Below are 24,462 nucleotides of genomic sequence, written 5' to 3'. Positions count from 1 at the left end.
GTCTGCTCAGGTGACGCATACGTTCAGCGTCGCGAGCGCGTCCGGAGGCCAGCAGGATCGAAGCCGGAGGCGAGATCCGGCTGATCGCGAAGCGATGCAGCGCTCGCCGCTTGCGCGACCAGCGACGAGCCGCCAGGCGAGGAGCGCAGCTCGCGCGAGCCGTGAACTCGGGACGAGCCGCTAGGCGAGGAGGGCAGCTCGCGCATGCAATCAACACTTCTGGTGGTGGGGCTGGGGAATCCTGGTCCTTCGTACGCGGGGAACCGGCACAACGCCGGGTTCATGGTGCTGGACGCCTTGGCGGCGCGGGTGGGTGGCCGGTTCAAGGCGCACAAGGCGCGGTGTGACGTGCTGGAGGGGCGCCTGGTGGGGGCTCGTGCGGTGCTGGGGAAGCCGCGGGGTTATATGAACGAGTCGGGCGGTCCGGTGAAGGCGCTGCGCGATTTCTATAAGGCGCCGGTGGAGCACTTGATCGTCGTCCATGATGAATTGGACATTCCGTATGGGGCGGTGCGGCTGAAGCGTGGTGGCGGCGATAACGGTCACAACGGGTTGCGGTCGATCACGCGTGCGTTGGGCGACAAGAATTACTTGCGGGTACGGTTCGGGGTGGGGCGGCCTCCGGGGCGGATGGACGCGGCGGCGTTCGTGCTGAAGGACTTCTCCGCGGCCGAGCGCAGGGAGTTGGAGCTGAACGTGGAGCGCGCCGCGGACGCGGTGGAGGCGCTCGTGACGGTGGGCTTGGAGGCGGCCCAGAACTCCTTCCACGCGTCTTGAGTGATCCCTGTCATCTGGCTGAACAGCGGCATTTCCCTATCACTCTGATGGACATCAACAAGCCGGGCTGTCACGGCGTATCGGGCGCATTTTTGTCATCGTGCTCGTAAGATGCAGGACAAACGCGCTTCAGGTGACATGTGAACCTTCCCTGCCGCTCGGCCGTCTCTGTGGTGGACCGTGCGTTATGGGGCGCATGCGGCAGGGGTGGTGAGAGTTCCGATGGCGGTCGTTGACAAGGTCAGGCTCGAGGAGTCCCCGACTGAGCCGGCCCGGGTTCTCCGTCCGATAGGGACGCGGTGGACCGGCCGGTACCGGGGGACGGCCGCTTGGCTCGACTTCCTGAGCATGCTGTCGGCCGGTGTGATCGCGTTCGTGTTGCGGTTTCCGGGCTTTCCGAGTGATCCGACGGTGCCGTATGCGGTGCTGACGGTGGCGTTGCCGGTGCTGTTCGTGGTGACGCTGGTGCTGTGCCGGGCCTACCAGCCGCGGTTCGTGGGTGTCGGGTGGGAGGAGTTCCACCGGGTGCTGCGTGCCGGGTTCGTGTTGACGGCGACGGTGGCGATCGGGGCGTACGCGACCAAGACCGAGGTGGCGCGGGGCTATGTGGTGATGGCGCTGCCGTTGGGCACCTTCCTGGCGCTGGTGGCCCGCTACCGGTTGCGCAAGTGGCTGCACAAGCGGCGCTGGAAGGGCGACTGCATGCGGCGGGTGATCGCGGTCGGGCACCGGACGTCGGTGGCCGATCTGATCCGGCTGCTGCGGGAGAAGCGTTATCACGGGATGGACATCGTGGGGGTGTGCCTGCCGCCCGGGCCGGCCTCCGGCGACGACGCGGTGAGCGAGGTCGAGGGCGTCCCGGTGCTGGGTGACTTCAACCAGGCCGCCCTTGTGGTGCACGCCAGTGGCGCCGACTCGGTGGCGGTGCTGGCGTGCCCGGAGATGGACGGGGTGGCGCTGCGGCGGCTCGCGTGGCAGATCGAGCGGGACGATGTCGAGCTGGTGGTGGCGCCCGCGCTGATGGACGTGACCGGTCCGCGGATCTCGATCCGTCCGGTGGCGGGTCTGCCGCTGCTGCATGTGGATCATCCGGAGCTGGACGGTTCGCGCAAGGTCCTCAAGGGTTTCGTCGACCGGGCGGCGGCGGGTGCCGGGTTGCTGGCGCTGAGTCCGCTGCTGCTGGTGGTGGCGTTCCTGATCAAGGTGACGAGTGCGGGGCCGGTGATGTTCCGGCAGACCCGGGTGGGGCGTGACGGCCGCGAGTTCACCGTGCTGAAGTTCCGCACGATGGTGCAGGACGCGGAGGCCCGCAAGCGCGAGTTGAAGGCTTACAACGAGCACCCGGAAGGGGTGCTGTTCAAGATGAAGGCCGATCCGCGGATCACCGCGGTGGGCCGCCGGTTGCGCCGGTACTCGCTGGACGAGCTGCCGCAGTTGTTCAACGTGCTGCGCGGGGAGATGTCGCTGGTGGGGCCGCGTCCGCCGTTGCCGGACGAGGTCGCCAAGTATGGCGGTGACGTGTACCGGCGGCTGGCGGTGAAGCCGGGGATGACGGGGTTGTGGCAGGTGAGCGGGCGTTCGGATCTGACCTGGGAGGAATCGGTCCGGCTCGATCTGCGTTACGTGGAGAACTGGACGCTGGCGCTCGATCTGCAGATCATGTGGAAGACGTGGTCGGCCGTGTTCAAGGGCTCGGGGGCGTATTGACCCGACCCGGCTCGGGGGCGGGTTTCCGGTGTGCTTCACAATGTAGACCGGACCGATAGGACGAGCCGGGAATGTGATGGGGTCTATGACGGAGCAGCCGGCGGCGGACACCGCAGGGGATCATGATTTGGCCGCGGAGCTGGCCGGGCGCGCCGGGGAGCTGCTGCTCGGCGTGCGCGGGGAGCTCGGGTTCGGCGACACACGGGCGCTGAAGGACACCGGTGACCTGAGGGCGCACGAGTATCTGATGGGGGAGCTGGCGCGGCGCCGTCCCGGTGACGCGATCCTGTCGGAGGAGGGCCGGTCGTCGGTCGCCGCGAAGCGGGCGCGTGGCGATGACCGTTCTCCGACCGGGAACACCGCCGATGAGGTGCGGCTGGCGGCCGACCGGGTGTGGATCGTGGATCCGCTGGACGGGACGCGGGAGTTCTCCGAGGAGGGGCGGGCCGACTGGGCCGTCCATGTCGCGCTGTGGGAGAAGGGGCGGCTCGTAGCGGGTGCCGTGGCCCTTCCGGCGCAGGGGCGTACGTTGCGGACCGCGCCCGGTGGGGCGTTGGACGAGCCTTCGGACGGCGGGCGGGCCGCCGGGCTGCGTGTCTCGGCTCCGGAGCCTGGCCGGTTGCGGGTCGCGGTGAGCCGCAGCCGTCCTCCCGAGTTCCTGGAGCGGCTGGCGGTGCGGCTGGGCGAGGCCGGTGTCGAGGTCGAGCTCGTGCCGATCGGCTCGGCCGGGGCGAAGATCGCGGCGGTGCTGCTGGCGGAGGTCGACGCGTACGTGCACGCGGGCGGCCAGTACGAGTGGGATTCGGCGGCCCCGGTGGCGGTGGCGGTGGCCGCGGGCGCGCACGTGTCGCGGATCTCGGGCGCCGCACCGGCGTACAACCAGAAGGACCCCCGGCTGCCGGATATCCTGGTGTGTCATCCCGGGTCGGCGTCGACGCTGCTGACCGGCATCCGGGATGTGACGGCGGCCCCGCCGGGCTGACCCCCGGTCCCCGTCCGCGTCCCGCGGGCCCGTCCCCGACCGAAGCCCCCGAATACCCACCCACCGGCGCACTGCAAGACGAGCGTGGAGAGAGCCCCAGACCATGCAGCGTTGCGATTACCTGCTGTCCCAGCTAGACGTGCTCGAAGCCGAGTCGATCCACATCATCCGGGAGGTGGCCGCCGAGTTCGAGCGGCCGGTCCTGCTGTTCTCGGGCGGCAAGGACAGCATCGTGATGCTGCGCCTGGCGCAGAAGGCGTTCGCGCCGGCGCCGGTCCCGTTCCCGGTGATGCATGTCGACACCGGTCACAACTTCCCCGAGGTGATCGAGTTCCGGGATCGGCTGGTGGCCGAGCTCGGGGTGCGGCTGGTGGTCGCCTCCGTCCAGGACTCGATCGACCAGGGCCGGGTGGTGGAGGAGACCGGGCGGCGCGCGTCCCGGAACCGGCTGCAGACCACGACGCTGCTGGACGCGATCGAGGAGCACCGGTTCGACGCGGCGTTCGGCGGGGCGCGGCGGGACGAGGAGAAGGCCCGCGCCAAGGAGCGGGTGGTGTCGTTCCGCGACGAGTTCGGGCAGTGGGATCCCAAGAGCCAGCGGCCCGAGCTGTGGAATCTGTTCAACACCAGGATCCGGCAGGGCGAGCACGTCCGGGTGTTCCCGCTGTCGAACTGGACCGAGTTGGACATCTGGGATTACATCCGGCGTGAGCCGCTGGAGCTGCCGCCGATCTACTTCGCGCACACCCGGACGGTGTTCGAGCGCGACGGGATGCTGCTGGCCGATCTGCCGTACGCGAACCGGGGCGAGGACGAGCCGCCGTTCGAGGCGATGGTGCGTTACCGCACGGTCGGCGACGCTTCGTGCACGGGTGCGGTGAAGTCGGCCGCGGCGACCCTCGACGAGGTGATCGAGGAGATCGCCGCGACGCGGATCACCGAGCGCGGCCAGACCCGTGCCGATGACCGGTCGAGCGAGGCCGCGATGGAGGACCGCAAGAAGGAGGGGTACTTCTGATGCGCTGGTCGGGGCCGAGGAGATCGCGGCACAGTACCCATTTCACCGAGCGCGGCCAGACCCGTGCCGATGACCGGTCGAGCGAGGCCGCGATGGAGGACCGCAAGAAGGAGGGGTACTTCTAATGTCCGGCACGACCGCGCCCGTTCCCGGTGGTGGGGCCAAGCAGATGGACATCCTGCGGTTCGCGACGGCCGGGTCGGTGGACGACGGGAAGTCGACGCTGATCGGGCGGCTGCTGTTCGACTCCAAGTCGATCTTCGAGGATCAGCTGGAGTCGGTGGAGCGCACCAGCGCCGACCGCGGCGAGGAGTACACGAACCTGGCGCTGCTGACCGACGGGTTGCGGGCCGAGCGGGAGCAGGGCATCACGATCGACGTGGCGTACCGCTACTTCGCGACGCCGCGGCGCAAGTTCATCATCGCCGACACGCCGGGGCACATCCAGTACACCCGGAACATGGTGACCGGTGCGTCCACCGCCGATCTGGCGATCATTCTGGTGGACGCGCGCAAGGGCATCCTGGAGCAGTCGCGGCGGCACGCGTTCCTGACGACGCTGCTGAAGGTGCCGCACCTGGTGGTCGCGGTCAACAAGATGGACCTGGTCGGGTACGACAAGGACGTCTTCGAGCGGATCGTGGACGAGTTCACCGCGTTCGCGGCGAAGCTGGAGGTGGCCGATCTCACCTTCATCCCGATCTCGGCGCTGCACGGCGACAACGTGGTGGAGCGCAGCGGGAACATGCCGTGGTACCAGGGGACGTCGCTGCTGCACCATCTGGAGCATGTGCACATCGCCTCGGACCGGAACCTGATCGATGTGCGGTTCCCGGTGCAGTACGTGATCCGTCCGCACGCCTCCACCGATCCCGAGCTGCACGACTACCGCGGTTACGCGGGGCAGGTCGCGGGCGGGGTGCTCAAGCCGGGGGACGAGGTGGTGCATCTGCCGTCCGGGCTGACCACCACGATCACCGGGATCGACGGGCCGAACGGTCCGGTGGAGGAGGCGTACCAGCCGATGTCGGTCACGCTGCGGCTGGCCGACGACATCGACATCTCGCGCGGCGACATGATCGCCCGGCCGAACAACCGGCCGGAGACGGCGCAGGATCTGGACGCGATGGTGTGCTGGATGACGCCGGACCGGCGGCTGGCGCCGCGGATGAAGCTGGTGATCAAGCACACCACCCGTACCGCGCGGGCGATGGTCAAGGACCTCAACTACCGGCTGGACGTGAACACGCTGCACCGCGACGATTCGGCGGACGGGCTGGGGCTGAACGAGATCGGCCGGATCTCGCTGCGGGTGACGCAGCCGCTGTTCGTGGACGACTACTCGCGCAACCGGCTGACCGGCGGGTTCGTTCTCATCGACGAGGCGACCAACAACACCGTCGCGGCGGGGATGATCATCGGGGCGCGGTAGCGGGCCGGTCGGTCCGTTCGGGGGGGGCGGTCCGGGTCCGGCCTCGGACCGGTCCCGGCCACCCGCGCGGGGGGTCAGGGCGGCCTCGACTGCCGGTACTGTCGATGGGCGGCCGGTGTTCCCGGCATCCCCATCCTCCCCCCGCATCCTTTGGAGCTGCGTTGAATCCGTCCGTTCCCTCCCGCAGCGGCCGGGACGTCCTGTGAAGGCGCTGGTGCTGGCGGGCGGTGCGGGGTCCCGGCTGCGGCCGATCACGCACACCTCGGCCAAGCAGCTGGTGCCGGTGGCCAACAAGCCGGTGCTGTTCTACGGCCTGGAGTCGATCCGGGACGCCGGGATCCGCGAGGTCGGCATCGTCGTCGGCGACACCGCCGCGGAGATCCGGGGGGCCGTCGGGGACGGCTCGGAGTTCGGGCTCGAGGTGACCTACCTGCCGCAGGAGGCTCCGCTCGGGCTGGCGCACGCGGTGCTGATCGCCCGTGACTTCCTCGGTGACGAGGACTTCGTCATGTACCTGGGCGACAACTTCATCGTCGGCGGCATCAGCGACCTGGTGGAGCGGTTCCGGCGGGAGCGTCCGGCGGCGCAGATCATGCTGACCCGGGTGTCGGATCCGCGCGCGTTCGGGGTGGCCGAGCTGGACGGCTCGGGCCGGGTGATCGGCCTGGAGGAGAAGCCGGAGCGTCCCAAGAGCGATCTGGCGCTGGTCGGGGTGTACCTGTTCGGCCCGGACGTGCACGGGGTGGTGGCGGGGCTCAAGCCGTCCTGGCGGAACGAGCTGGAGATCACCGACGCGGTGCAGGGGCTGATCGACTCGGGCCGGCGGGTGGAGTCGACCATGATCTCCGGTTACTGGAAGGACACCGGGAACGTGACCGACATGCTGGAGGTCAACCGGCTCGTCCTGGAAAGCGTCGAACCTACTGTGGAGGGGAGCGTGGACGAGGCGAGCGAGCTGATCGGCCGGGTCGTGGTGGAGCCGGGCGCGTCGGTGTCGGGGTCGCGGCTGGTCGGGCCGGTGATCGTGGGGGCGGGCTCGGTGGTCCGCGACTCCTACGTGGGCCCGTTCACCTCGATCGACCGGGACTGCTCGGTGATCGACAGCGAGATCGAGTACTCGATCGTGCTGCGCGGCGCGTCCATCGACGGGGTCGGCCGGATCGAGCGTTCGCTGATCGGCCGGGAGGTCGAGGTGACGCCGGCGCCCCGCGCTCCCAAGGCGCACCGTCTCGTTCTGGGGGACCACAGCAAAGTGCAGATCAGCAAATGAGGGTCCTGGTCACCGGCGGTGCCGGTTTCATCGGGTCGCACTACGTGCGGGAGCTGGTGTCGGGCGCGTACCCGGCCTGGGCGGGCGCGGAGGTCACCGTGCTGGACAGGCTGACCTACGCGGGCAATCTGGCCAATCTGGAGCCGGTCGAGGGCGATGTCGGCTTCGTGCACGGCGACATCTGCAACGACGAGCTGCTCGCGCACCTGGTGCCCGGCCACGACGTGGTGATCAACTTCGCGGCGGAGTCGCACGTGGACCGGTCGATCGCCAGCGCCGGGGAGTTCGTGCGCACCAACGTGCAGGGCGTGCAGGCGCTGATGCGGGCCTGCCTCGATGCCGGGACGCCCCGCGTCGTGCAGGTGTCCACCGACGAGGTGTACGGCAGCATCGACGCGGGTTCGTGGGACGAGTCGGCGCCGCTGGCGCCCAACTCGCCGTACTCGGCGGCCAAGGCGGGCGGTGACATGATCGCCCGCGCGTACGCGCGCACGCACGGCCTGCCGGTCAGCATCACCCGCTGCGGCAACAACTACGGGCCGTACCAGTACCCGGAGAAGGTCGTCCCGCTGTTCGCCACCAACCTGATGGACGGCCGCGCGGTGCCGCTGTACGGCGACGGCGGCAACGTCCGCGACTGGATCCACGTGGCCGACCACTGCCGCGGCATCCAGCTGGTGGCCGAGGCGGGCGAACCGGGCGGGGTTTACCACATCGCGGGCACCGAGGAGCTGACCAACCTCCAGCTGACGGAGCGTCTGCTGGACGCGTTCGGAGCGGGCTGGGACATGGTGGAACGCGTGCCCGACCGCAAGGGCCACGACCGCCGCTACTCCCTCGACGACGCCAAGCTGCGCGCGCTCGGCTACGCCCCGCGGGTCGGGTTCGAGGACGGCCTGGCGGAGACGATCCGCTGGTACGAGGACAACCGCGACTGGTGGGAGCCGCTCAAGAAGAGGGTCGAGGACGCGCGATGACCTGGCTTGTCACCGGTGCCGGGGGGATGCTCGGCACCGATCTGGTAGCGCGGCTGGGCGGGGACGCCGTCGCGCTGACCCGCGCCGACCTGGACCTGCGCGACGCGGCCGCGGTGCGCGCGGCGGTGCTGCGGCACCGCCCGTCGACGGTCGTCAACTGCGCCGCCTGGACGGCCGTCGACGACGCCGAGTCCGCCGAGGACGCGGCGCTGGCCGTCAACGGCACGGCCGTGGCGGCGCTGGCCGGGGCGTGCGCCGAGGCGGGCGCCACGCTCGTGCAGATCTCCACCGACTACGTCTTCGACGGGCGCGCCGACCGCCCGTACGCCGAGGACGCCCCGACGGCCCCGGTGAACGCCTACGGTCGTACCAAGCTGGCGGGCGAGCGGGCGGCGGCGGAGGCGGGCGCGTACATCGTCCGGACGGCCTGGCTGTACGGGGCGCACGGCCCCAACTTCGTCAAGACGATGGTGCGGCTGGCCGCCGAGCGGGACACGGTGGGCGTCGTCGACGACCAGGTCGGCCAGCCCACCTGGGCCGGCGACCTGGCCGACCGGATCGTCGCCCTGGCGGCCTCGGGCGCCCCGCCCGGCGTCTACCACGGGACCGGCTCGGGCCGGACGACCTGGTACGGGCTGACCCGTGAGATCTTCGCGCTGCTCGGCCTGGATCCGGACCGGGTCCGGCCGGTCACCAGCGCCGAGTTCCCCCGTCCCGCGCCGCGTCCGGCGTTCAGCGTGCTGGGCCACGACGGCTGGGCGCGGGCCGGCCTGCCGCCGATGCGCGACTGGCGGGACGCGCTGCACGCCGCCTGGCCGGAGCTGGCCGGGCCCGCTCCGGTCGGGGCTCAGGAGCGGCGGTAGAAGTCGAGGCACTCCCGGTAGTCGGGCAGCAGTCCCGACTTCTGGGCCTCGGCGAACGAGGGCGCGGCGGCGTCCTTGGCGGACAGGACCGGCTCGACCTCTTCCGGCCACGCGATGCCCAGCTCCGGATCCAGGGGGTGCACGCCGTGCTCGCGTTCCGGCGTGTAGGGGGCCGAGCACAGGTAGACGACCATCGTGTCGTCGGTGAGCGCCATGAACGCGTGTCCGAGGCCCTCGGCGAGGTAGACGCAGCTCCGGTTTTCGGCGTCCAGCCGCACGGACTGGTGCTGCCCGAACGTGGGGGAGCCGGTCCGGATGTCGACGGCGACGTCCAGGATCGCGCCGCGCACGCACGTGACGTACTTGGCCTGGCCGGGCGGCAGGTCGGCGAAGTGGACGCCGCGCAGCGCCCCTCTGGCCGAGACCGAGCAGTTCGCCTGCGCGAGGTCGAAGGTGTGCCCGGTCCGTTCCAGGAGGTCCTGCCGGAACCACTCGTGGAAGGATCCTCGGCCGTCACCGTGCACGCGCGGGGTGAAGACGTAGGCGCCTTCGATGGTCAGGGGGTCCACGGGCGCTAGCCTAGGGCCTCTCCGTGTTCGGCGGCGGTCGCGGTGACGGCGGGCGTGGCGGGCTCGATCGGGTCGCCGCCCTGGCGGCGCAGCACCTCCGTCCACGCGATGAGGACCATCAGCCAGATTCCCGAGACGTTGGCGGGCGCCGCCAGGTATTCGGTGGTGATGCTGTTCACCAGGAAGAACACCAGGATGCCCAGAAGCATGCCCGCGTCGGTGCGCAGGGTCCGGTTGCGGACCAGCAGCAGGCCCACGAAGCCGATCGTGAACAGCAGCACGACGAAGATCGCGAGGCCGACGGTGCCGTTGTCGACCATGGCGTTGATGAACGCGTTGTGCCCGCCGCCCAGGCCGATGTCGTCCAGGAAGAGCCCCCGGGACGCGCCCAGCCCGTGCCCGAAGATGGGCTGCTCCCGGTAGGCCTGCATCGCCAGCGTCCACAGCTCGGTGCGGGAGTTGAGGGAGGCCAGCTTCTCCGCGGTCTCGCCGCGCGCGACAAAGGCCATGATCTTGTCGGAGAACGCCAGCGTCGCGACGGTCGCGACGGCGACGCCCAGCACGGCGACGTCCACCCGGCCCTTGGGGCCGCGCGAGGTGGCCAGCAGCACCAGCAGGCCCACCGCGCACCCGGCCGCCGCGCCGCGCGTGCCGGTGGCCACCAGGGCGCCCGCCAGGACGGCCAGCGCGGCCAGATAGGCGAGGGGATGCCAGAGCCGGTGCCGCGGATTCTCCCAGCGGAGCAGGTAGCCGACCGTGAGGAGGATCGCCACCGCCAGGTAGACGCCCGCCGTGACCGGGTGGACGAACAGCCAGTTGAAGCGGTCCTCGGTGCGCGAGGTGCGGGGGAAGGGGTGAGCGACCCCGATCGCGACCGACGCCAGCACGAGCGCGATGAAGGCGTGCGCGAACCGGTGCAGGTCGCGTGCTTCGGCCCGGGTGGCGATCGTGTACGCCACGCACATGGTGATGAGCAGCTGCACGCCGCGGACGATGCCGAGCGACATGAACGGCGACCACAGCGCCGACATCGCCCAGTACACGGCGAACCCCCAGGCCGCCAGCAGCAGCCCGGTCGTGGGCCGGGACGGGGGCCGCAGCCCGAACCGGTAGTAGAGGTAGAGCGCCGCGAAGCCGTACACGGCGATCTCCACCAGCACGGTCAGGTCGGCGCTGCCGCCGACCGCCTGGTCCGCCTCGCGGTTGCGCAGCTTGTAGTCGCTGGCCAGCATGAGCGCCAGCGGCAGCATGACGGCCCACCACCCCGAGGTCGGCACGGCCTGGCGACGGTGCCGGCCCGGGAGGAGGGTCGGGCGCGGGAACGGGCCCGTGGTGGTCATGGGCGCCTCCTGGCGGTCACGAGCGGACTCAGAATACGGGCGGCACGCCCTAGTCGGCGCGCAGGTTCCAGGCGCCCATGTGCCGCGTGCCGGCGGGCCGGTCGAGCTTTCCGGCGACCTCGGCGGGCAGCGGCAGCGCGTTCGCGGCGGCCGCTCCGGCGACCGAGCCGTCCAGCGCGCCGTCGGCCGTGGCCGCGTTCCCGGCGTCGTAGGCCAGGCCGCGCTGCTCCTGGCCCGTCGTGGACCGGAACGCGGCCAGCCCCGTGAAGGCGGCCGGGGCGCCCGCGCCGCGCGACCAGGTGATCAGGCGGCGCGGCGACCCGGCGTCCGGGCGGACGTAGACGTTGCCGTTCGCGACGATCCCCCGCCCGCCCGCCGACCGTTGGGGGGAGTGGTCCTCCACGCACAGCAGGCACGGCGCGTCGCCGCGGGCGTCGGCCAGCACGTTGTTGCCCACCGTGATCTGCCCGAGCCGCCAGGTCATGCCCGGGTCGGGGAACGGCCGGCGGGGGTCCCGGCCGGGCGTGCCGGGACGGTCCGGGCGGCGCAGGTCCTGGACGAGGTGGACGGTGCGGCCGTTTCCGGCCAGCGTGTTGTTCCAGATCGCGACGTCGGCGGTGTCGTTGACGCGCACCCCGTCGCCGCCGTTGCCGCGGACGACGTTGCCCGCCACGACCGCCTTGGCGCTCAGTTCCAGCACGATCCCGTGCCCGGTGTTGCGGACGATCCGGTTGCCGGTGACGGTGGCGTCGTGCACGGACTCGTCCAGCCAGACGCCCTTGCCGAGGTTGTCGGCGAGCACGCTGTCGCTGACCTCGACCGTCCGGGACCGGGTGATCTTGATGCCGCCCGACACCGGCGCGGACTTGAACCGTTCGAGGTTGTTGCGGTGCGCGCGCACCAGCTCGATCCGCAGCTTGTCGGCGTGGTTGGCGTGGATGCCGAGCATGCCGTTGCGGGTGGCGGTGAACCGCCGGATCGTGGCGCGCGGGCCGAGCACGCTGAGCCCGGTGGTGGCCGAGTCGGTGACGGCCACGTTCTCCAGGGTCGCGTCGGCGCCGACGACCTTCACGCTGCCGAGGCCGGGCAGCGAGGTGGCGTAGCGGCGGACCCCGATGCCGCGCAGCGTCGACCCGCCGGCGCGCAGCGTGATGGCATCGCCCAGGGTGCTGGCGCGCACGTTCCGGCCGCGCGGGTCGGTGCCGAGGTAGAGCCTGCGGGCGCCTTCGTCGACGTAGAAGGTGCCGTCCTTCACCTGGTCGCGCGAGGCGACCTGGCGCTGCGCGGTGTTGTCGACCCACACCTGGTCGGGGTGGGCGGCCATCGGGTAGGCCGGGTCGACGAACTGGAAGTCCTTGTCGCTGTTCACGCGGGCCCCGGAGGTGTAGGTCGGGCTGGAGTCGAACTTGGCCGCCCAGCCCTCCTTCACCCAGACCCCGTCCCGGGACGCCCACCCGTCGACCGGAGAGCTGCCGTCGAACCAGACCGCCTCGCCGGGGTGGGCCTGGATGGTGAGCCGCTTGCTCTCCGGGACGGTGACCGACTCGTGGTACGTCCCCGCCCGCAGCACGACCGTCCCGCCGGCGCGCGCCTTCCTGATGGCCTCGGCCACCGTGCGCAGCGGCTTCTTGGCCGTGCCCTGGGCCGTGTCGTCGCCGGAGGGGGAGACCACGACCGCGTTGGCCGGGACCTTGTACGCGCTGGCGCCCACCGTGACCGCCCCGGGCGGGCCGGTCGCCCGCGCGGGCGAGGGCGGCGCGTCCTCGGCCCCCGGCAGCTGCCAGGCCAGCAGGCCCGCGGCGACGAGCGCCGGCAGCGCCCCGAACATGGCGACCTGCGCCCAACGCGACGTCGATGACGGCATACGGCGCCCCCTATCCCCGAAGTGCCCGCTATACCCGAAGTGCCGGTACGTCCACTATTGCTTGAGGGAGCCCGCGAAGACGGCCGTCTTGTGCTTGTCGCTGAAGGCCACGTTGAGCACGACCGTCCCGAACCCGGCCGTGGGCAGGTCGAAAGCGTAGGAGGCGGTGCGCTGCTTGCCCGCCGCGACCGTCCCGTAGAAGTCGTTGAGGTCGGCGTAGGAGGTGGGGCTGGCCTGGGCGCGGGACTTGCCGTACTGGGCCAGCACCCGCACCTTGTTGAGGTCGAGCGGCTGCCCGGACCCGTTGGTGAAGCGCAGCGTGAAGATGGTGAGGGTCTTGCCGGTCATCTCGCCCGGCCCCTTCGCCTTGTTCTTCACGTACTTGATGTCGGTGATCGCGACGCTGATCTTGTCGTTGTAGGTGACCGGCTTGCGCAGCCCCGTCATGCTGCTGAACGCCTGGGCGCCCGGCGCGCTGGTGGCCTCCGCCTCCGGCTGCTCGCTGGGCGGCGGCGGCTTGGGCCCCGACGCCTCCTTCTTGTCGCCCGAGCAGCCCGTCAGGGCCAGCGCGAACGCCAGCGCGAGCGCCGCTCCCCGGCCCGCCGAGCGCGGATTGGTGAACGGGCGCGATCCCGATTGGGACATGCGGATATCTCCTCGATCATGGTTCTGAGGGAGCCGGCGGCCTCGACGGCGGGGGGACCGGGGCGCGCCGGTAGTGGCCAACCAGTTTAGACATGGCCTCGGTTAATCTTCCCTTCGTCCTGTTAATCGCGTCTTCTTTGTCTTCTGACTAATTGCACGGGGACGTTGTACTGGGGGTAATCGAACCGGTGAGAGTTCTCGCAGCGCGCCTATGCCACGTGCGCACACCCGTCCGGCGGGCCGCCGTCGCGGCCGTCACCGCCGTCTGCGCGGCGCTGCTGGGCGTGCCGGGGGCGCCCGCGGGAACGGCCGCGGCCGACACCGCGCCGCCGGCGGGCACGCCGCCGACGGTGAGCGCGGACCCGCTGCCGACCTGGCAGGTGAACGGCGTCGTGTGGAGCATGGCCACGGTCGGGAACACCGTGTACGCGACCGGGAACTTCACCAAGGCGCGCCCGCCGGGCACCGCCGCGGGCAGCGCGCAGGAGGTCGACCGGCAGAACATCCTGGCCTTCGACGTCACCACCGGCGACCTGGTCGAGTCCTTCGACCACTCCTTGAACGGGCAGGGGCTGCGGATCGTCGCCTCGCCCGACGGCCGGCGGGTCTACGTCGGCGGCGAGTTCACGCAGGTGGACGGGCAGCCGCGCAGCCGCCTCGCCGCGTTCGACACCGCCACCGGCGCGCTGGTCGCCGGCTTCGCCCCGACGGTGTCCAACAAGGTGCGGGCCATCGCCGCGACCGACTCGACGGTCTACTTCGGCGGGAACTTCTTCAATGTCAACGGCAGCGGCCGTACCCGGCTCGCGGCCGTGCGGGCCTCCGACGGCGGCAACGTCGACTGGCGGCCGACCGCCGACGACGACGAGGTGTTCGCGATGGCGCTGGCGCCGGGCGGGTCCCGGGTGCTGGTCGGCGGACGGTTCCAGCAGCTCAACGCCACCGCCAAGGTCGGCATCGGCGCGATCGACGCCACGACCGGCGCGCTGGCGCCCTGGAGCAGCCGGCCGATCCCCACCCGCCAGGGCGACAAGTTCTCCTACGTCACCGACCTGTTCGTCTCCGGCGACACCGTCTACGCCTCGGCCAACGGCGAGGGATGGCACTGGTTCGACGGCCGTTTCGCGGCCAAGGCCCAGACGGGCGACCTGGTGTGGCTGGACAACTGCTACGGCGCCAGCTACGGGATGTTCGCACAGGGCCAGTCGGTCTACAGCGTCTCGCACGCCCACGACTGCTCCTCGCTCGGCGCGTTCCCCGAGACCGACCCGCAGACCTGGCACCGGGCGCTCGCCGAGACGTCCTACCCGACCGGTACCGACAAGGCGCCCCCGGGGGCGGGCAGCAACTATAGCGGGCAGCCGGTCCCGAGCCTGCTGCACTGGTTCCCGACACTGGCGATGGGCACGTTCACCGGGCAGAACCAGGCCGCCTGGGCCGTCACCGGCAACTCCGACTACGTCGCCATGGGCGGCGAGTTCCCGCGGGTGAACGGCACGCCGCAGCAGGGGCTGGTGCGGTTCGCGGTCAAGGACAAGGCCCCCGACAAGGAGGGGCCGCAGCAGCCCGACCTGGGCACGCCGTCGGCGCAGCCCGTCCCGGGCGGCAAGGTCCGCGTGACCGCGAGGACCACGTGGGACATGGACAACGAGAACCTCACCTACGAGCTGCTCCGGGACGGCGGCACCACGCCCGTCGCGTCCACTCGCAAGGCGTCGACGTTCTGGAACCAGCCGACGGTCGCGCTGTTCGACACGACGGCGGAGGCGGGCAGCTCGCACACCTACCGGGTCCGCGCCAAGGACGCCTTCGGCAACGCCGTGACCAGCGCCGCGTCCAACTCCGCCTCGCCGGGCGCGGGTACGTCCGGAGCCTACGACGGCCTCATCGCCGGGGACGGCGCGGACGCGTACTGGCGCCTGGGCGAGGGCAGCGGCCCCGCCTACGACCACGCCGGCGCCAACGACCTCACGCCGGCGTCGGGCGTCACCCGCGGGCAGGCCGGAGCCATCGCCGGGGACGCCGACAAGGCGGTGCGGTTCAACGGCACCACCAACGGCACGGCGTCCAGCGGCGCCGCCCCGACCCCCGGCGACTTCAGCGTCGAGGCGTGGGTGAAGACGACCAGCACGACCGGCGGCAAGCTCATCGGCTACGGCAACCGCAACAGCGGGGCCAGCAACGTCTACGACCGCCAGCTCTACATGACCAACGACGGCCGGATCGTCTTCGGCGTCTACCCGGGCGCGTCCAAGACGATCCAGAGCGGGACGGGCCTCAACAACGGGCAGTGGCACCACGTCACCGGCACCCTCGACTCCGCCGGCGGCATGAAGCTGTACGTGGACGGGCGGCAGGTCGCCGCCGACGCGAGCGTCAAGAGCGCCAACGGCCACACCGGCTACTGGCGGGTGGGCGGCGACAGCATCGGCGGCTGGCCGAGCAAGCCGACCAGCGACTACCTCAACGGCACCCTGGACGAGGTGGCGGTCTACCCGCGCGCGCTCAGCGCGGCCGAGGTGACCGAGCACCACGGCGTGGGCGCGGGCACGGTCACGCCTAACAAGCCGCCCACGGCCGCGTTCACCTCGTCCTGCGACCAGGAGGCGTGCACGTTCGACGCGTCCGGGTCCGCCGACACCGACGGCTCGGTCGCGAGTTACGCCTGGGACTTCGGCGACGGCCGGGCCGGCACCGGCGCCACTCCCGCGCACACCTACGACGCCGCGGGCGAGTACACGGTGAAGCTGACCGTCACCGACGACGACGGCGCCACCGGCGAGGCCGCCCGCACGGTCACGGTCACCTCGCAGACCCTCGCCTCCGACGCGTTCGACCGGACCGTGGCCTCCGGCTTCGGCACGGCCGACACCGGCGGGGCCTGGAGCGGGCTCGGCACCGCGGGAGCGCTGTCGGTCTCCGGCGGCGCCGGACGCGTCCAGCTCGCCGCTCCGGCCAGCAGCGGCGGCGGATACCTCAACGGCGTCGGCACGACGGGCGCCGACGTCTCCGTCAAGGTCTCCACCGACAAGGAGGGCACCGGCAACGGCGTCTACTTCTGGACGCTCGGACGCCGCGTCACCGGAGCAGGGGAGTACCGGGCCAGGATCCGGCTGCGGCCCTCCGGCGCGGTCTCGCTCTGGATCAGCCGCACCGACGCCGCCCAGGCCGAGACCGCCGTCGTCGCCGAGCAGAACGTGGCCGGCCTGACCTACGCGCCCGGCCAGGCGCTGCGGCTGCGCATGCAGGCCACCGGCACCTCGCCGACGACCCTGCGGGCCAAGGTGTGGGCGGACGGCGCCGCCGAGCCGGCCTGGCAGCTCACCGGCACCGACGACACCGCCGGAATGCAGGCGGCGGGCAGCGTCGGGCTGCGCGCCTATCTCGCGGGCAATGCCACCAACGCGCCGTCCGTGATCACGGTGGACGATTTCCGGGCCACCCGGATCGAGGACTGACGGGCGTCCCCATCAGGGGACTGCGACGCGCGAAGGCGCCCCGGGGTTGTCATCCCCGGGGCGTTTTCTTTTCGTGCTCCGGGGAAAAGCGCGCTGACCTAGAACAACGGAGTCCGGCGTTTCCGGTACCGGTCACGATTTCATAAGGTGCCCGCAGACGGTATGGGGCGAGGCATTAGTATCTCGGGGCCAGTGTGACCGTCGTGGTCACAGGGGGCTTCTGATCAGGGGAACCGATTCGTGAGAGCTCTAGTGCTTCCGCGCCGGACCGGGCGTAACGGCCTGCTGGCCGTGACCGCGTCCGCCGCACTCATCGGCGCTTCCGTGTCACCCGCCGGCGCCGACACCGCGCCGCCGCAGGGGACGCCGCCGACCGTGAGCGCCGACGCGCTGCCGACCTGGCAGGTCAACGGCGTCGTGTGGAGCATGACCACGGTGGGCAACACCGTGTACGCGACCGGCAACTTCACCAAGGCGCGCCCGCCGGGCACCGCCGCCGGCAGCGCGAAGGAGGTCGCCCGGAACAACATCCTGGCCTTCGACATCAGGACCGGGAACCTCATCACCTCGTTCAACCACTCGCTGAACGGGCAGGGGCTGCGCATCGCCCGCTCGCCCGACGGCAAGCGCGTCTACGTCGGCGGCGAGTTCACCAAGGTCGACGGGCAGGACCACAGCCGCCTCGCCGCGTTCGACACCGCCACCGGCAAGCTGGTCACCGCGTTCAAGCCCAAGGTGTCCAACAAGGTGCGGGCGATCGCCGCGACCAACAACTGGGTCTTCTTCGGCGGCAACTTCTTCAACGTCAACGGCAAGTCGCGGACCCGGCTGGCCTCGGTCAAAGCGGCCGACGGCGCGCTCAGCGAGTGGCGCCCGACCGCCGACGACGACGAGGTCATGGCGATGGCGATCAGCGGCTCCCGGGTCCTGATCGGCGGCAAGTTCCAGAAGCTGAACGGCACCGCCAAGGTCGGCATCGGCGCCGTCAACGGCTCCACCGGCGCGATGCTCCCCTGGAGCAGCCGCCCGATCCCCACCCGCCAGGGCGAGCGGTTCTCCTACGTGACCGACCTGTTCGTCTCCGGTGAGAACGTCTACGGCACCGCCAACGGCGAGGGCCACCACTGGTTCGACGGGCGGTTCACCGCCAAGGCCGCGACCGGCGAGCTGGTCTGGCTGGACAACTGCTACGGCGCCAGCTACGGCGTCTACGTCCAGGGCCAGTCGGTCTACAGCGTCTCGCACGCCCACGACTGCTCCTCGCTGGGCGCGTTCCCCGAGACGGAGCCGACGACCTGGCACCGGGCGCTGGCCGAGACCAGCTACGCCACGGGCGAGGACAAGGCCCCTCCCGGCTCCAACAGCAACTACCGCAACCAGCCGGTCCCGAGCCTGCTGCACTGGTTCCCGACCCTGGCGATGGGCTCGTTCACCAAGCAGTACCAGGCCGCCTGGGCCGTCACCGGCACCTCGCAGTACGTCGCGATGGGCGGCGAGTTCCCCCGGGTCAACGGCGTCAACCAGCAGGGCCTGGTGCGGTTCGCGGTGAAGGCCAGCGCGCCGAACAAGTCCGGCCCCCTCAAGGCCGAACTCGGCACGCCCAAGGCCGTCAGGAACGCGGTCTCCAAGCAGACGACCGTCTCCTGGAAGACCACCTGGGACATGGACAACAAGAACCTGACCTACGAGGTTCTGCGGGACAACGGCACCACCCCGATCGGGACGGTCAAGCGCGACTCCAACTTCTGGACGATGCCGACCGCGACGTTCACCGACACCTCCGCGCCCGCGGGCAAGCACACCTACCGGATCCGCGTGAAGGACCCCTTCGGCATCGCGGTGACCAGCGCGGCGTCCAACTCTGTGTAATTGTGGAGGGGCGTTTCATTGTGGGGGGCGACCCCCCACACCCCCCGGGACGGAGGAAAACGCCTCCTCCGCTCCGCTGGCGCTCCGCTCCGGGCCGGACAGTGGACAAGCGGCCGGGGAGCGGTTGGTGGGCCAGACACAAAGGCGCCCCCGGCGAGTTCATCGCCGGGGGCGTTTGGCGCTCGGGTCCGGGGCCGGTGGCCGGATGTGGCCAGGCCCCGGTGCGCGGTCAGTCGTCGCCCCGGCTTCCGCGACGCCGCTTCGGGCGGACGGTTCTGCGGGTGAGCCTGCGGGCCCGGAGGTCCTCGCAGAGGCGCTCGTAGGCGACGGCGACGTCGTCCCAGACGTAGTGCTCGGCCGCGCGCTTGCGGGCCGCCTGGCCGCGGTCGGCGGCGGCGCCCGGGTCGGCCTCGGCCACCTCGACCTCGTGCGCCAGCGACTCGGCGTCGCCGAAGAAGCGGCCCGCCTCCTCGCCCAGCACCTCGCGGTTGAAGTTGACGTCGTAGGCGACCACCGACGCGCCCGCGCCCATCGCGCGCAGCAGCGAGGGGTTGGTGCCGCCGACCGAGTGGCCGTGCAGGTACGTCAGCGCGCCCGCGTACAGGGCGTCGAGCAGGTCCTGGTCCCACACGCCGCCGAGGAACCGGATCCGCGGGTCGTCGCCCGCCAGGTCCTGCACGCGCTTGGTGTACTCGTCGGCGTACGGCGCCGAGCCCACCACGACCAGCGGTCGGACGGCCGCGCTGCGCCGGTAGCCCTCGACCGCGAGATGGACGTGGTTCTCCGGCTCGAACCGCGCCACGACCAGGTGGTACTCGCCGGGCCGGTAGCCCGCCTCGGCCAGCTTGGCGGTGTCGGTCTCCGCCAGGATCGGCGCGCCGTAGGCGATGAAGACCGAGTCGGCGCCGAACCGCTCGGTGTAGTAGTCCTGGATGCCGCGCGCGTCGGCGATCAGCGCGTCCGACCAGCGCACCGCCAGGCTCTCGGCCTTGCGGTAGTAGCCGCGGCCCGTGCCGCTCCACTTGGTCCGCTTCCACTCCAGGCCGTCGACGTGCGTGGCCACCGGGACACGCATCGTCCGCAGCACCGGCAGCAGCGGCGAGTTCGCCGCGTTGAACACCAGCGCCACGTCCGGGCCGCGCCGGGTGACGCGGCGCCAGGCGGCGTGCGCGACCGACAGCCCCGTGTGGCTCAGCGTCTCGGCGACCTTGCTCCGGACCGCGGGCAGGTGCACCAGCCGCATTCCCAGATACTCGCGCTCGGGGTGCCGTTCCCCCCGGCAGTAGACGGTGACCTCGTGCCCGGCGTCCACCAGCCGCCGGCCGATCTCTTCGACCGCGGTCTCGAATCCGCCGTAGCGCGCCGGTACCCCGCGAGTCCCAATCATGGCGATGCGCACCGTGACCCTCCGCCTCCTCTTCGCATACCATTCGGTCTTTTTTCGCCGGCGCCGCTAACGGATGCCGGTGTCAGGCGTCTTGACGGTAAAGCAGAGTTAATCTGAGCATGGCGCGAAACTGGTATCCAGGGTGACTGGATTACCAGAAGGAGGGGGAAGTTGGGCGATCGAGACCCGAGCTCAGTGGTGGTGCTTGCGCACCCCTCGCCCGATCTCTACGGCTCCGACCGGATGCTGGTGGAGTCGGTCCGGGCCCTGGTGCCGGCCCGGCGGGTGGTGGTGACGCTGCCCGCCGACGGCCCGCTCTCGCAGGCACTGCGGGAGGCGGGGGCCGAGATCGAGATCCTGCCGGTGCCGGTGCTGCGCAAAGCGTACATGTCGCCGTTCGGCCTGGTGAGGCTGACGGCGGCGGCCTTGCGCGCCCTTCCGGCCGCCCGGCGGCTGCTGCGCCGGACGAAGGCCGAGGCGCTGTATGTGAACACCGTCACCATCCCGCTGTGGCTGGTGGCGGCCCGGCTCGCCCGCGTCCCGGCGCTGTGCCACGTGCACGAGGCCGAGGACGGCGTGCCCGGGCCGGTCCGGGCGGCGCTGAGCGCGCCGCTGCGGCTGGCACGTTCCGTCGTGGTCAACAGCCGCGCCAGCGCCGCCGCGCTGGGCGGGGCCGGACGCCGGAGCCAGATCGTCTACAACGGCGTCGACGAGCCCTCCGAGGTCACCGAGCCGCGCGCCGTGCTGACCGGGCCGGTGCGGATCGCGCTGGTCGGACGGCTGTCCCCGCGCAAGGGCTCCGACCTCGCGGTGCGCGCGGCCGGGCTGCTGCGCGAGCGCGGGTACGACGTGACGCTCACCCTGGTCGGCGACGTCTTCCCAGGCTACGAGTGGTTCGAGCAGGAACTGCGCGAGCTGGCCGGCGACGCGCTGCGCGACGGGAACGTGGTGCTGGCCGGGTTCCGTTCCGCGGTGTGGGACTCCTTCGCCGAAGCGGACGTCGCGATCGTGCCATCTCGGGTCGAACCGTTCGGTAACGTCGCGGTGGAGGCGATGCTGGCCGGCCGGCCGGTGGTCGCCGCGGCCACCCAGGGACTGACCGAGATCGTCACCGACGGGGAGAACGGCGTGCTGGTCGCGCCCGACGACCCCGCCGCGCTGGCAGACGGCCTCGCCCGTCTGCTGGACGACTGGGACGGCGCCCTGGCCATGGCCAAGCGCGCCCGCGCGGACGCGGCCCGGCGGTTCGGCAAGGACCGCTACCACCGGGAGCTGCGAGAGGCAGTCCGCGCGCTCACCGACCCCGCTGCCGCCCCCGTTAGGACTTCGATCACCCGATGACAGCACAGACCCCCGCCACACCGGAGATCAGCCTCGTCGAGGCCGTCTGGCGCTTCCGGCTGATGTCGCTCATCATCGTGCTGGTCAGCGTCGTGGTCGCGGCCGGTGCCACCCAGATGCTGCTCGGCAGCGTGTCGGCGACCGCCAGGTTCGCCGTCACCGACCCGACCAACAACAACAACGTGCTGCGCATGGGCGTGGTGTCCGGGCAGGGCTACGCCACCTACACCGCGCAGCGGGCCGCGTTCGCCGGGTCCACCCCGGTGCTGGCCCGCGCCGCCGCCATCGTCAAGGAGAAGGGCGGCACGGCGATGTCGGGGGAGGCGCTGCGCGGCCGCGTGCAGACCTCCAGCAAGCCCGACGGAGGCGTGGTGATCGTGACCGCCTCCGGCGCCGACATGCGCGAGGCGGCGATGGCGGCCAACGCGGTGGTGCAGGCCTACCAGGAGGTCACGGTCAGCACCAACACCGACCGGCTGGACAAGCAGCTGGCCAACCTGCAGGCCGCGCAGAAGAAGATCAACGACCAGCTGGAGCTGGCCCAGGCCGGCAGCCGCAACCAGCGGTTGCTGACCAGCAACCTGGCCAAGCTCCAGTCGCAGGAGGCCGGGGTGGTGTCGGCCCGCGCCAACGCCAACGACGGCGTGCAGTTCGTCGACACCGCCGACCCGTCCGCCGCCTCGCCCAGCCAGCTGCCGCGCAACGCCGCGATCGGCGCCGCAATCGGGCTGATGCTGGCGTGCGTGGTGTCGTTCCTGCGTGCCGCGACCCCGGCCCGGCGCCGCTTCGTCCCGGGGACGGCGCCCATGCCGGCCGGCGGCGGCGGTCCCGGCCTGCCTCCCGGCGGCGGCGGTGGCGGGTTCGGCGAGCTGCCGCCGGGCCCGCAGGGCGACGGCGATCTCCGCGCCGAGATGGAGCCGCCGGTCGCCCGCGCCGAGCTGCCCCGCCCGGCGAGCGCGCCGCGCCGCTCCAGGGCCGCCGAGACCCCGGGCGGACGGCCCCGGTCCGGCGGCGGCCGCGGCACCCGCCGCGCCGGGCGCGACCTGCCGCCCGACTCCGGACGGGGCTGGGCGCCCGAGGACACCCACGGCACCGCCGGGCCCCCGCCGGCGCCGATGGCGCCCGCGCCCCCGGCGCCGTCCCCCGCGCCGTCCCCCGCGCCGTCCCCCGCGCCGTCTCCGGCACAGTCTCCGGCGTCCACCGAGTCGCTGCTCGACCGCGCCGAGACCCTGCTCGGCGGCCCCGAGGGCAACGGCTCCCGGCCCGCCAACGGTTCCAGGGCGGGCGGCCCGCCCCGGTCGTCAGCCCGCCCGTCGGGCAACGGCTCGTCCGGGCACCCGGTCGCCGGCAACGGCGCCCCGCCGCGCTCGAAGAGCCCGCGCGCCAAGGGCGGCTCGCACGCCAAGGGCGCGGTGCCCGAGCAGGACCGGCCGTCCTCGGACGTGCCGGTCGAGCTGTGGGGCGAGGGCGGCGACCCGACCCGTACCGTCGAGGACGGCATCATTTCCAAGGGCAAGGACGCCGCGTCCATCCTCAAGGACGTGAGCAAGGAAGCCGAGAAGGGCAAGAACAGCAAGAACGGCGCGTCGCCCCTGTCGCGCTACGACAGGTGAGTCCCGGCCCCTCCGGCCGTTTCGGACGCAAGCTGGGAAAGCTGCTTTCGTCGGCGGGCGGGGCGGTGACCGTCCAGTTCGTCACGGCAGGCGGCAGCCTGGTGGTGCAGGCGCTGGCCGCGCGGGAGCTGGGCGCGCACGGCTACGGCGGGTACGCGCTGCTCGTCGCCGTGCTGGTGATGATCACCGCGGTGCAGACCAGCTTCGTCGGCGACACCCTCACCGTCTACGACCGGTTCGAGCCGCGGGTGCGCGGCGCGCTGCTGCTGTCGGTGGCCGGGACGGTCGTCGCGGGCGCCCTGGCCGGCGCGGTGGTGGCGGTCGCGCTGGGCCTGGCCGGGCCCGCCGGGATCGCGCTGTTCGCGGTGCTGGTGGCGGCCTGGCTGCTGAACGAGACGCTGCGGCGGATCTTCACGGCGCGGATGGAGTTCTGGCGGCTGGCCGCCAACGACTGCTGCTACCTGCTGGGCACGTTCGCGACCCTGGGCGGCGCGCTGGCGCTGGGCGCGGACGCCTCGCTGGAGCTGCTGCTGGCCGCGATGTGCGCGGGCTGCGCCTGCTCGATCATGCTGGCGGCGCTGCGGCTGCCGGAGGAGGAGTTCGCGTCCGCCCCGCCGCGCGGCACCGCGCTGCGGGAGATCATGGGGTTCGCGTGGTGGCGTTCCGTCCAGGCCGCGATCCGGCCGAGCGCGCTGCTGGTCGCCCGGATCTTGATCGCCGGGTTCGCCTCGACCGCCGCGCTGGCCGGGATCGAGGCGGCTCGGCTGCTGCTGGCCCCGGCCCTGACGTTCGTGAACGGCGCCGGCTGGTTCCTGCTGGGCGACTTCGCCAAGGCCGAGCGGGAGGGCCGTCCGATGCGGGCCGTGCAGGCGCTGCGCGCCTGCGTCCTGATGGCGGGCATCGCGCTGGTGATGAGCGTCGCGGGCGTCCTGCTGGCGGGCCCGCTGGGCCCGGTGGTCACCGGCGGTACCTTCGCGGTGGACGGGACCGCGCTGGCAGGGTGGGGCCTCTACGCGGTCTGCTTCGCCTGCACGCTGCCGCTGGCGAGCCTGGCCACCGCGCGGAAGCGGTCCCGCACGGTCTTCGCCATCCGGGGCGCCGAGGCCCTCACCGGGCTGGTCGTCCTGACGGTCCTGCTGGCCCTGGACGAGGGGAACGCGGCGCTCGCCCCGTACTGCCTTGGGGCCGGCGGCCTCGTCTCGGCGGCGCTGCTGTGGCGGATGCTGCGCCGCGGCGACCCCGCCCCCGATCAGCCGACCCCGCGGACGAGCTCGCGGGCCGCGCCGGCGGTGGCGGCGGCCGTGCCGGAGTCCTCGGGACGGGGCATGGCCGGGAGGCCGTGACGGCGGC

Annotated in this window: 19 protein-coding genes; 14 read left to right on the top strand and 5 right to left on the bottom strand. The window is 72.0% G+C overall.

All coding sequences use genetic code 11. The features are described from left to right. Positions 1-204: 204 nt before the first annotated feature. The 9 genes from pth (at position 205) to rfbD (ending at position 9,026) form a co-directional block, all read left to right on the top strand. Positions 205-777 carry an aminoacyl-tRNA hydrolase gene (gene pth, locus ABD340_RS18625; protein ID WP_344590245.1) on the top strand — a complete coding sequence of 191 codons (573 nt, stop codon included), beginning with the start codon at positions 205-207 and terminating at the stop codon, positions 775-777. A 222-nt stretch (positions 778-999) separates the two neighbouring features. Next, the gene (locus ABD340_RS18620; RefSeq protein WP_344590244.1) at positions 1,000-2,484 is read left to right on the top strand and encodes a sugar transferase; all 1,485 of its coding nucleotides are present in this window, start codon (positions 1,000-1,002) and stop codon (positions 2,482-2,484) included. A gap of 85 nt (positions 2,485-2,569) precedes the next feature. Beyond that, complete coding sequence (locus tag ABD340_RS18615) at positions 2,570-3,466, top strand: 3'(2'),5'-bisphosphate nucleotidase CysQ (protein WP_344590243.1); 897 nt, start codon at positions 2,570-2,572, stop codon at positions 3,464-3,466. A gap of 103 nt (positions 3,467-3,569) precedes the next feature. Next, positions 3,570-4,484 carry a sulfate adenylyltransferase subunit CysD gene (gene cysD / locus ABD340_RS18610; protein WP_344590242.1) on the top strand — a complete coding sequence of 305 codons (915 nt, stop codon included), beginning with the start codon at positions 3,570-3,572 and terminating at the stop codon, positions 4,482-4,484. Continuing rightward, complete coding sequence (locus ABD340_RS18605) at positions 4,484-4,609, top strand: hypothetical protein (RefSeq protein ID WP_344590758.1); 126 nt, start codon at positions 4,484-4,486, stop codon at positions 4,607-4,609. Before cysD ends, ABD340_RS18605 begins: the two co-directional genes overlap by 1 nt. A 44-nt stretch (positions 4,610-4,653) precedes the next feature. Next, positions 4,654-5,916, top strand: coding sequence for a sulfate adenylyltransferase subunit 1 (locus ABD340_RS18600; protein WP_344590729.1), 1,263 nt, complete (start codon positions 4,654-4,656; stop codon positions 5,914-5,916). A 202-nt stretch (positions 5,917-6,118) separates the two neighbouring features. Beyond that, positions 6,119-7,186, top strand: coding sequence for a glucose-1-phosphate thymidylyltransferase (locus tag ABD340_RS18595; RefSeq protein WP_344590241.1), 1,068 nt, complete (start codon positions 6,119-6,121; stop codon positions 7,184-7,186). Continuing rightward, positions 7,183-8,163 (top strand): dTDP-glucose 4,6-dehydratase, encoded by a 981-nt coding sequence (gene rfbB / locus ABD340_RS18590; RefSeq protein WP_344590240.1) that lies wholly within the window; start codon positions 7,183-7,185, stop codon positions 8,161-8,163. Before ABD340_RS18595 ends, rfbB begins: the two co-directional genes overlap by 4 nt. After that, entirely contained in the window at positions 8,160-9,026 is an 867-nt protein-coding gene (gene rfbD, locus ABD340_RS18585) for a dTDP-4-dehydrorhamnose reductase (RefSeq protein ID WP_344590239.1), read from the top strand. Before rfbB ends, rfbD begins: the two co-directional genes overlap by 4 nt. Here the strand turns inward: rfbD and rfbC are convergent. From rfbC to ABD340_RS18565, 4 genes are read right to left on the bottom strand one after another with little or no spacing between them, the layout of a single operon-like run. After that, a complete protein-coding gene (gene rfbC, locus ABD340_RS18580; RefSeq protein WP_344590238.1) occupies positions 9,011-9,595 on the bottom strand; it encodes a dTDP-4-dehydrorhamnose 3,5-epimerase in 585 nt (194 codons plus the stop codon). The two genes, rfbD and rfbC, sit on opposite strands and share 16 nt — an antisense overlap. A 5-nt stretch (positions 9,596-9,600) precedes the next feature. Then, a complete protein-coding gene (locus ABD340_RS18575) occupies positions 9,601-10,935 on the bottom strand; it encodes an O-antigen ligase family protein (RefSeq protein WP_344590237.1) in 1,335 nt (444 codons plus the stop codon). Positions 10,936-10,984: 49 nt separating this feature from the next. Continuing rightward, on the bottom strand, positions 10,985-12,799 hold the full coding sequence (locus ABD340_RS18570; protein WP_344590236.1) for a right-handed parallel beta-helix repeat-containing protein: 1,815 nt from the start codon (positions 12,797-12,799) through the stop codon (positions 10,985-10,987). Positions 12,800-12,853: 54 nt separating this feature from the next. Next, positions 12,854-13,444: a hypothetical protein gene (locus tag ABD340_RS18565; RefSeq protein ID WP_344590235.1), complete on the bottom strand. Its 591-nt coding sequence runs from the start codon at positions 13,442-13,444 to the stop codon at positions 12,854-12,856. 218 nt (positions 13,445-13,662) lie between these two features. Here ABD340_RS18565 and ABD340_RS18560 point away from each other — a divergent pair, with 218 nt between their 5' ends. Then, positions 13,663-16,902: a LamG-like jellyroll fold domain-containing protein gene (locus tag ABD340_RS18560; protein ID WP_344590234.1), complete on the top strand. Its 3,240-nt coding sequence runs from the start codon at positions 13,663-13,665 to the stop codon at positions 16,900-16,902. Positions 16,903-17,142: 240 nt separating this feature from the next. Beyond that, positions 17,143-18,771 (top strand): PQQ-binding-like beta-propeller repeat protein, encoded by a 1,629-nt coding sequence (locus ABD340_RS18555; RefSeq protein ID WP_344590233.1) that lies wholly within the window; start codon positions 17,143-17,145, stop codon positions 18,769-18,771. A 229-nt stretch (positions 18,772-19,000) separates the two neighbouring features. On the opposite strand, the gene ABD340_RS18550 is transcribed toward ABD340_RS18555, so the two are convergent. After that, positions 19,001-20,158 carry a DUF1972 domain-containing protein gene (locus ABD340_RS18550; protein ID WP_344590232.1) on the bottom strand — a complete coding sequence of 386 codons (1,158 nt, stop codon included), beginning with the start codon at positions 20,156-20,158 and terminating at the stop codon, positions 19,001-19,003. Between the two features lie 171 nt (positions 20,159-20,329). On the opposite strand from ABD340_RS18550, the gene ABD340_RS18545 reads away from it, so the two are divergent. Genes ABD340_RS18545 through ABD340_RS18535 form a run of 3 tightly spaced genes read left to right on the top strand, consistent with a single transcriptional unit; the run spans position 20,330 to position 24,455 of the window. After that, entirely contained in the window at positions 20,330-21,499 is a 1,170-nt protein-coding gene (locus tag ABD340_RS18545) for a glycosyltransferase family 4 protein (RefSeq protein WP_344590231.1), read from the top strand. Continuing rightward, a complete protein-coding gene (locus ABD340_RS18540) occupies positions 21,496-23,112 on the top strand; it encodes a hypothetical protein (RefSeq protein WP_344590230.1) in 1,617 nt (538 codons plus the stop codon). Before ABD340_RS18545 ends, ABD340_RS18540 begins: the two co-directional genes overlap by 4 nt. Next, positions 23,109-24,455 carry a lipopolysaccharide biosynthesis protein gene (locus tag ABD340_RS18535; protein WP_344590229.1) on the top strand — a complete coding sequence of 449 codons (1,347 nt, stop codon included), beginning with the start codon at positions 23,109-23,111 and terminating at the stop codon, positions 24,453-24,455. Before ABD340_RS18540 ends, ABD340_RS18535 begins: the two co-directional genes overlap by 4 nt. The last annotated feature ends 7 nt before the right edge of the window (positions 24,456-24,462 follow it).

It is taken from the genome of Actinomadura vinacea, from assembly GCF_039532545.1.
GTDB lineage: Bacteria > Actinomycetota > Actinomycetes > Streptosporangiales > Streptosporangiaceae > Spirillospora > Spirillospora vinacea.
Note: the sequence above shows the minus strand (reverse complement) of the source record. Positions and strands in the feature narration are given on the sequence as shown.

Bases quoted from the DNA above. Each gene is read 5' to 3' on its own strand.
- ABD340_RS18570 (WP_344590236.1), bottom strand. From the start codon at position 12,799: ATGCCGTCATCGACGTCGCGTTGGGCGCAGGTCGCCATGTTCGGGGCG.
- ABD340_RS18575 (WP_344590237.1), bottom strand. From the start codon at position 10,935: ATGACCACCACGGGCCCGTTCCCGCGCCCGACCCTCCTCCCGGGCCGG.
- ABD340_RS18550 (WP_344590232.1), bottom strand. From the start codon at position 20,158: ATGATTGGGACTCGCGGGGTACCGGCGCGCTACGGCGGATTCGAGACC.
- ABD340_RS18600 (WP_344590729.1), top strand. From the start codon at position 4,654: ATGGACATCCTGCGGTTCGCGACGGCCGGGTCGGTGGACGACGGGAAG.
- rfbD (WP_344590239.1), top strand. From the start codon at position 8,160: ATGACCTGGCTTGTCACCGGTGCCGGGGGGATGCTCGGCACCGATCTG.
- ABD340_RS18540 (WP_344590230.1), top strand. From the start codon at position 21,496: ATGACAGCACAGACCCCCGCCACACCGGAGATCAGCCTCGTCGAGGCC.
- rfbB (WP_344590240.1), top strand. From the start codon at position 7,183: ATGAGGGTCCTGGTCACCGGCGGTGCCGGTTTCATCGGGTCGCACTAC.
- cysD (WP_344590242.1), top strand. From the start codon at position 3,570: ATGCAGCGTTGCGATTACCTGCTGTCCCAGCTAGACGTGCTCGAAGCC.
- ABD340_RS18620 (WP_344590244.1), top strand. From the start codon at position 1,000: ATGGCGGTCGTTGACAAGGTCAGGCTCGAGGAGTCCCCGACTGAGCCG.
- ABD340_RS18565 (WP_344590235.1), bottom strand. From the start codon at position 13,444: ATGTCCCAATCGGGATCGCGCCCGTTCACCAATCCGCGCTCGGCGGGC.
- ABD340_RS18615 (WP_344590243.1), top strand. From the start codon at position 2,570: ATGACGGAGCAGCCGGCGGCGGACACCGCAGGGGATCATGATTTGGCC.
- pth (WP_344590245.1), top strand. From the start codon at position 205: ATGCAATCAACACTTCTGGTGGTGGGGCTGGGGAATCCTGGTCCTTCG.
- ABD340_RS18605 (WP_344590758.1), top strand. From the start codon at position 4,484: ATGCGCTGGTCGGGGCCGAGGAGATCGCGGCACAGTACCCATTTCACC.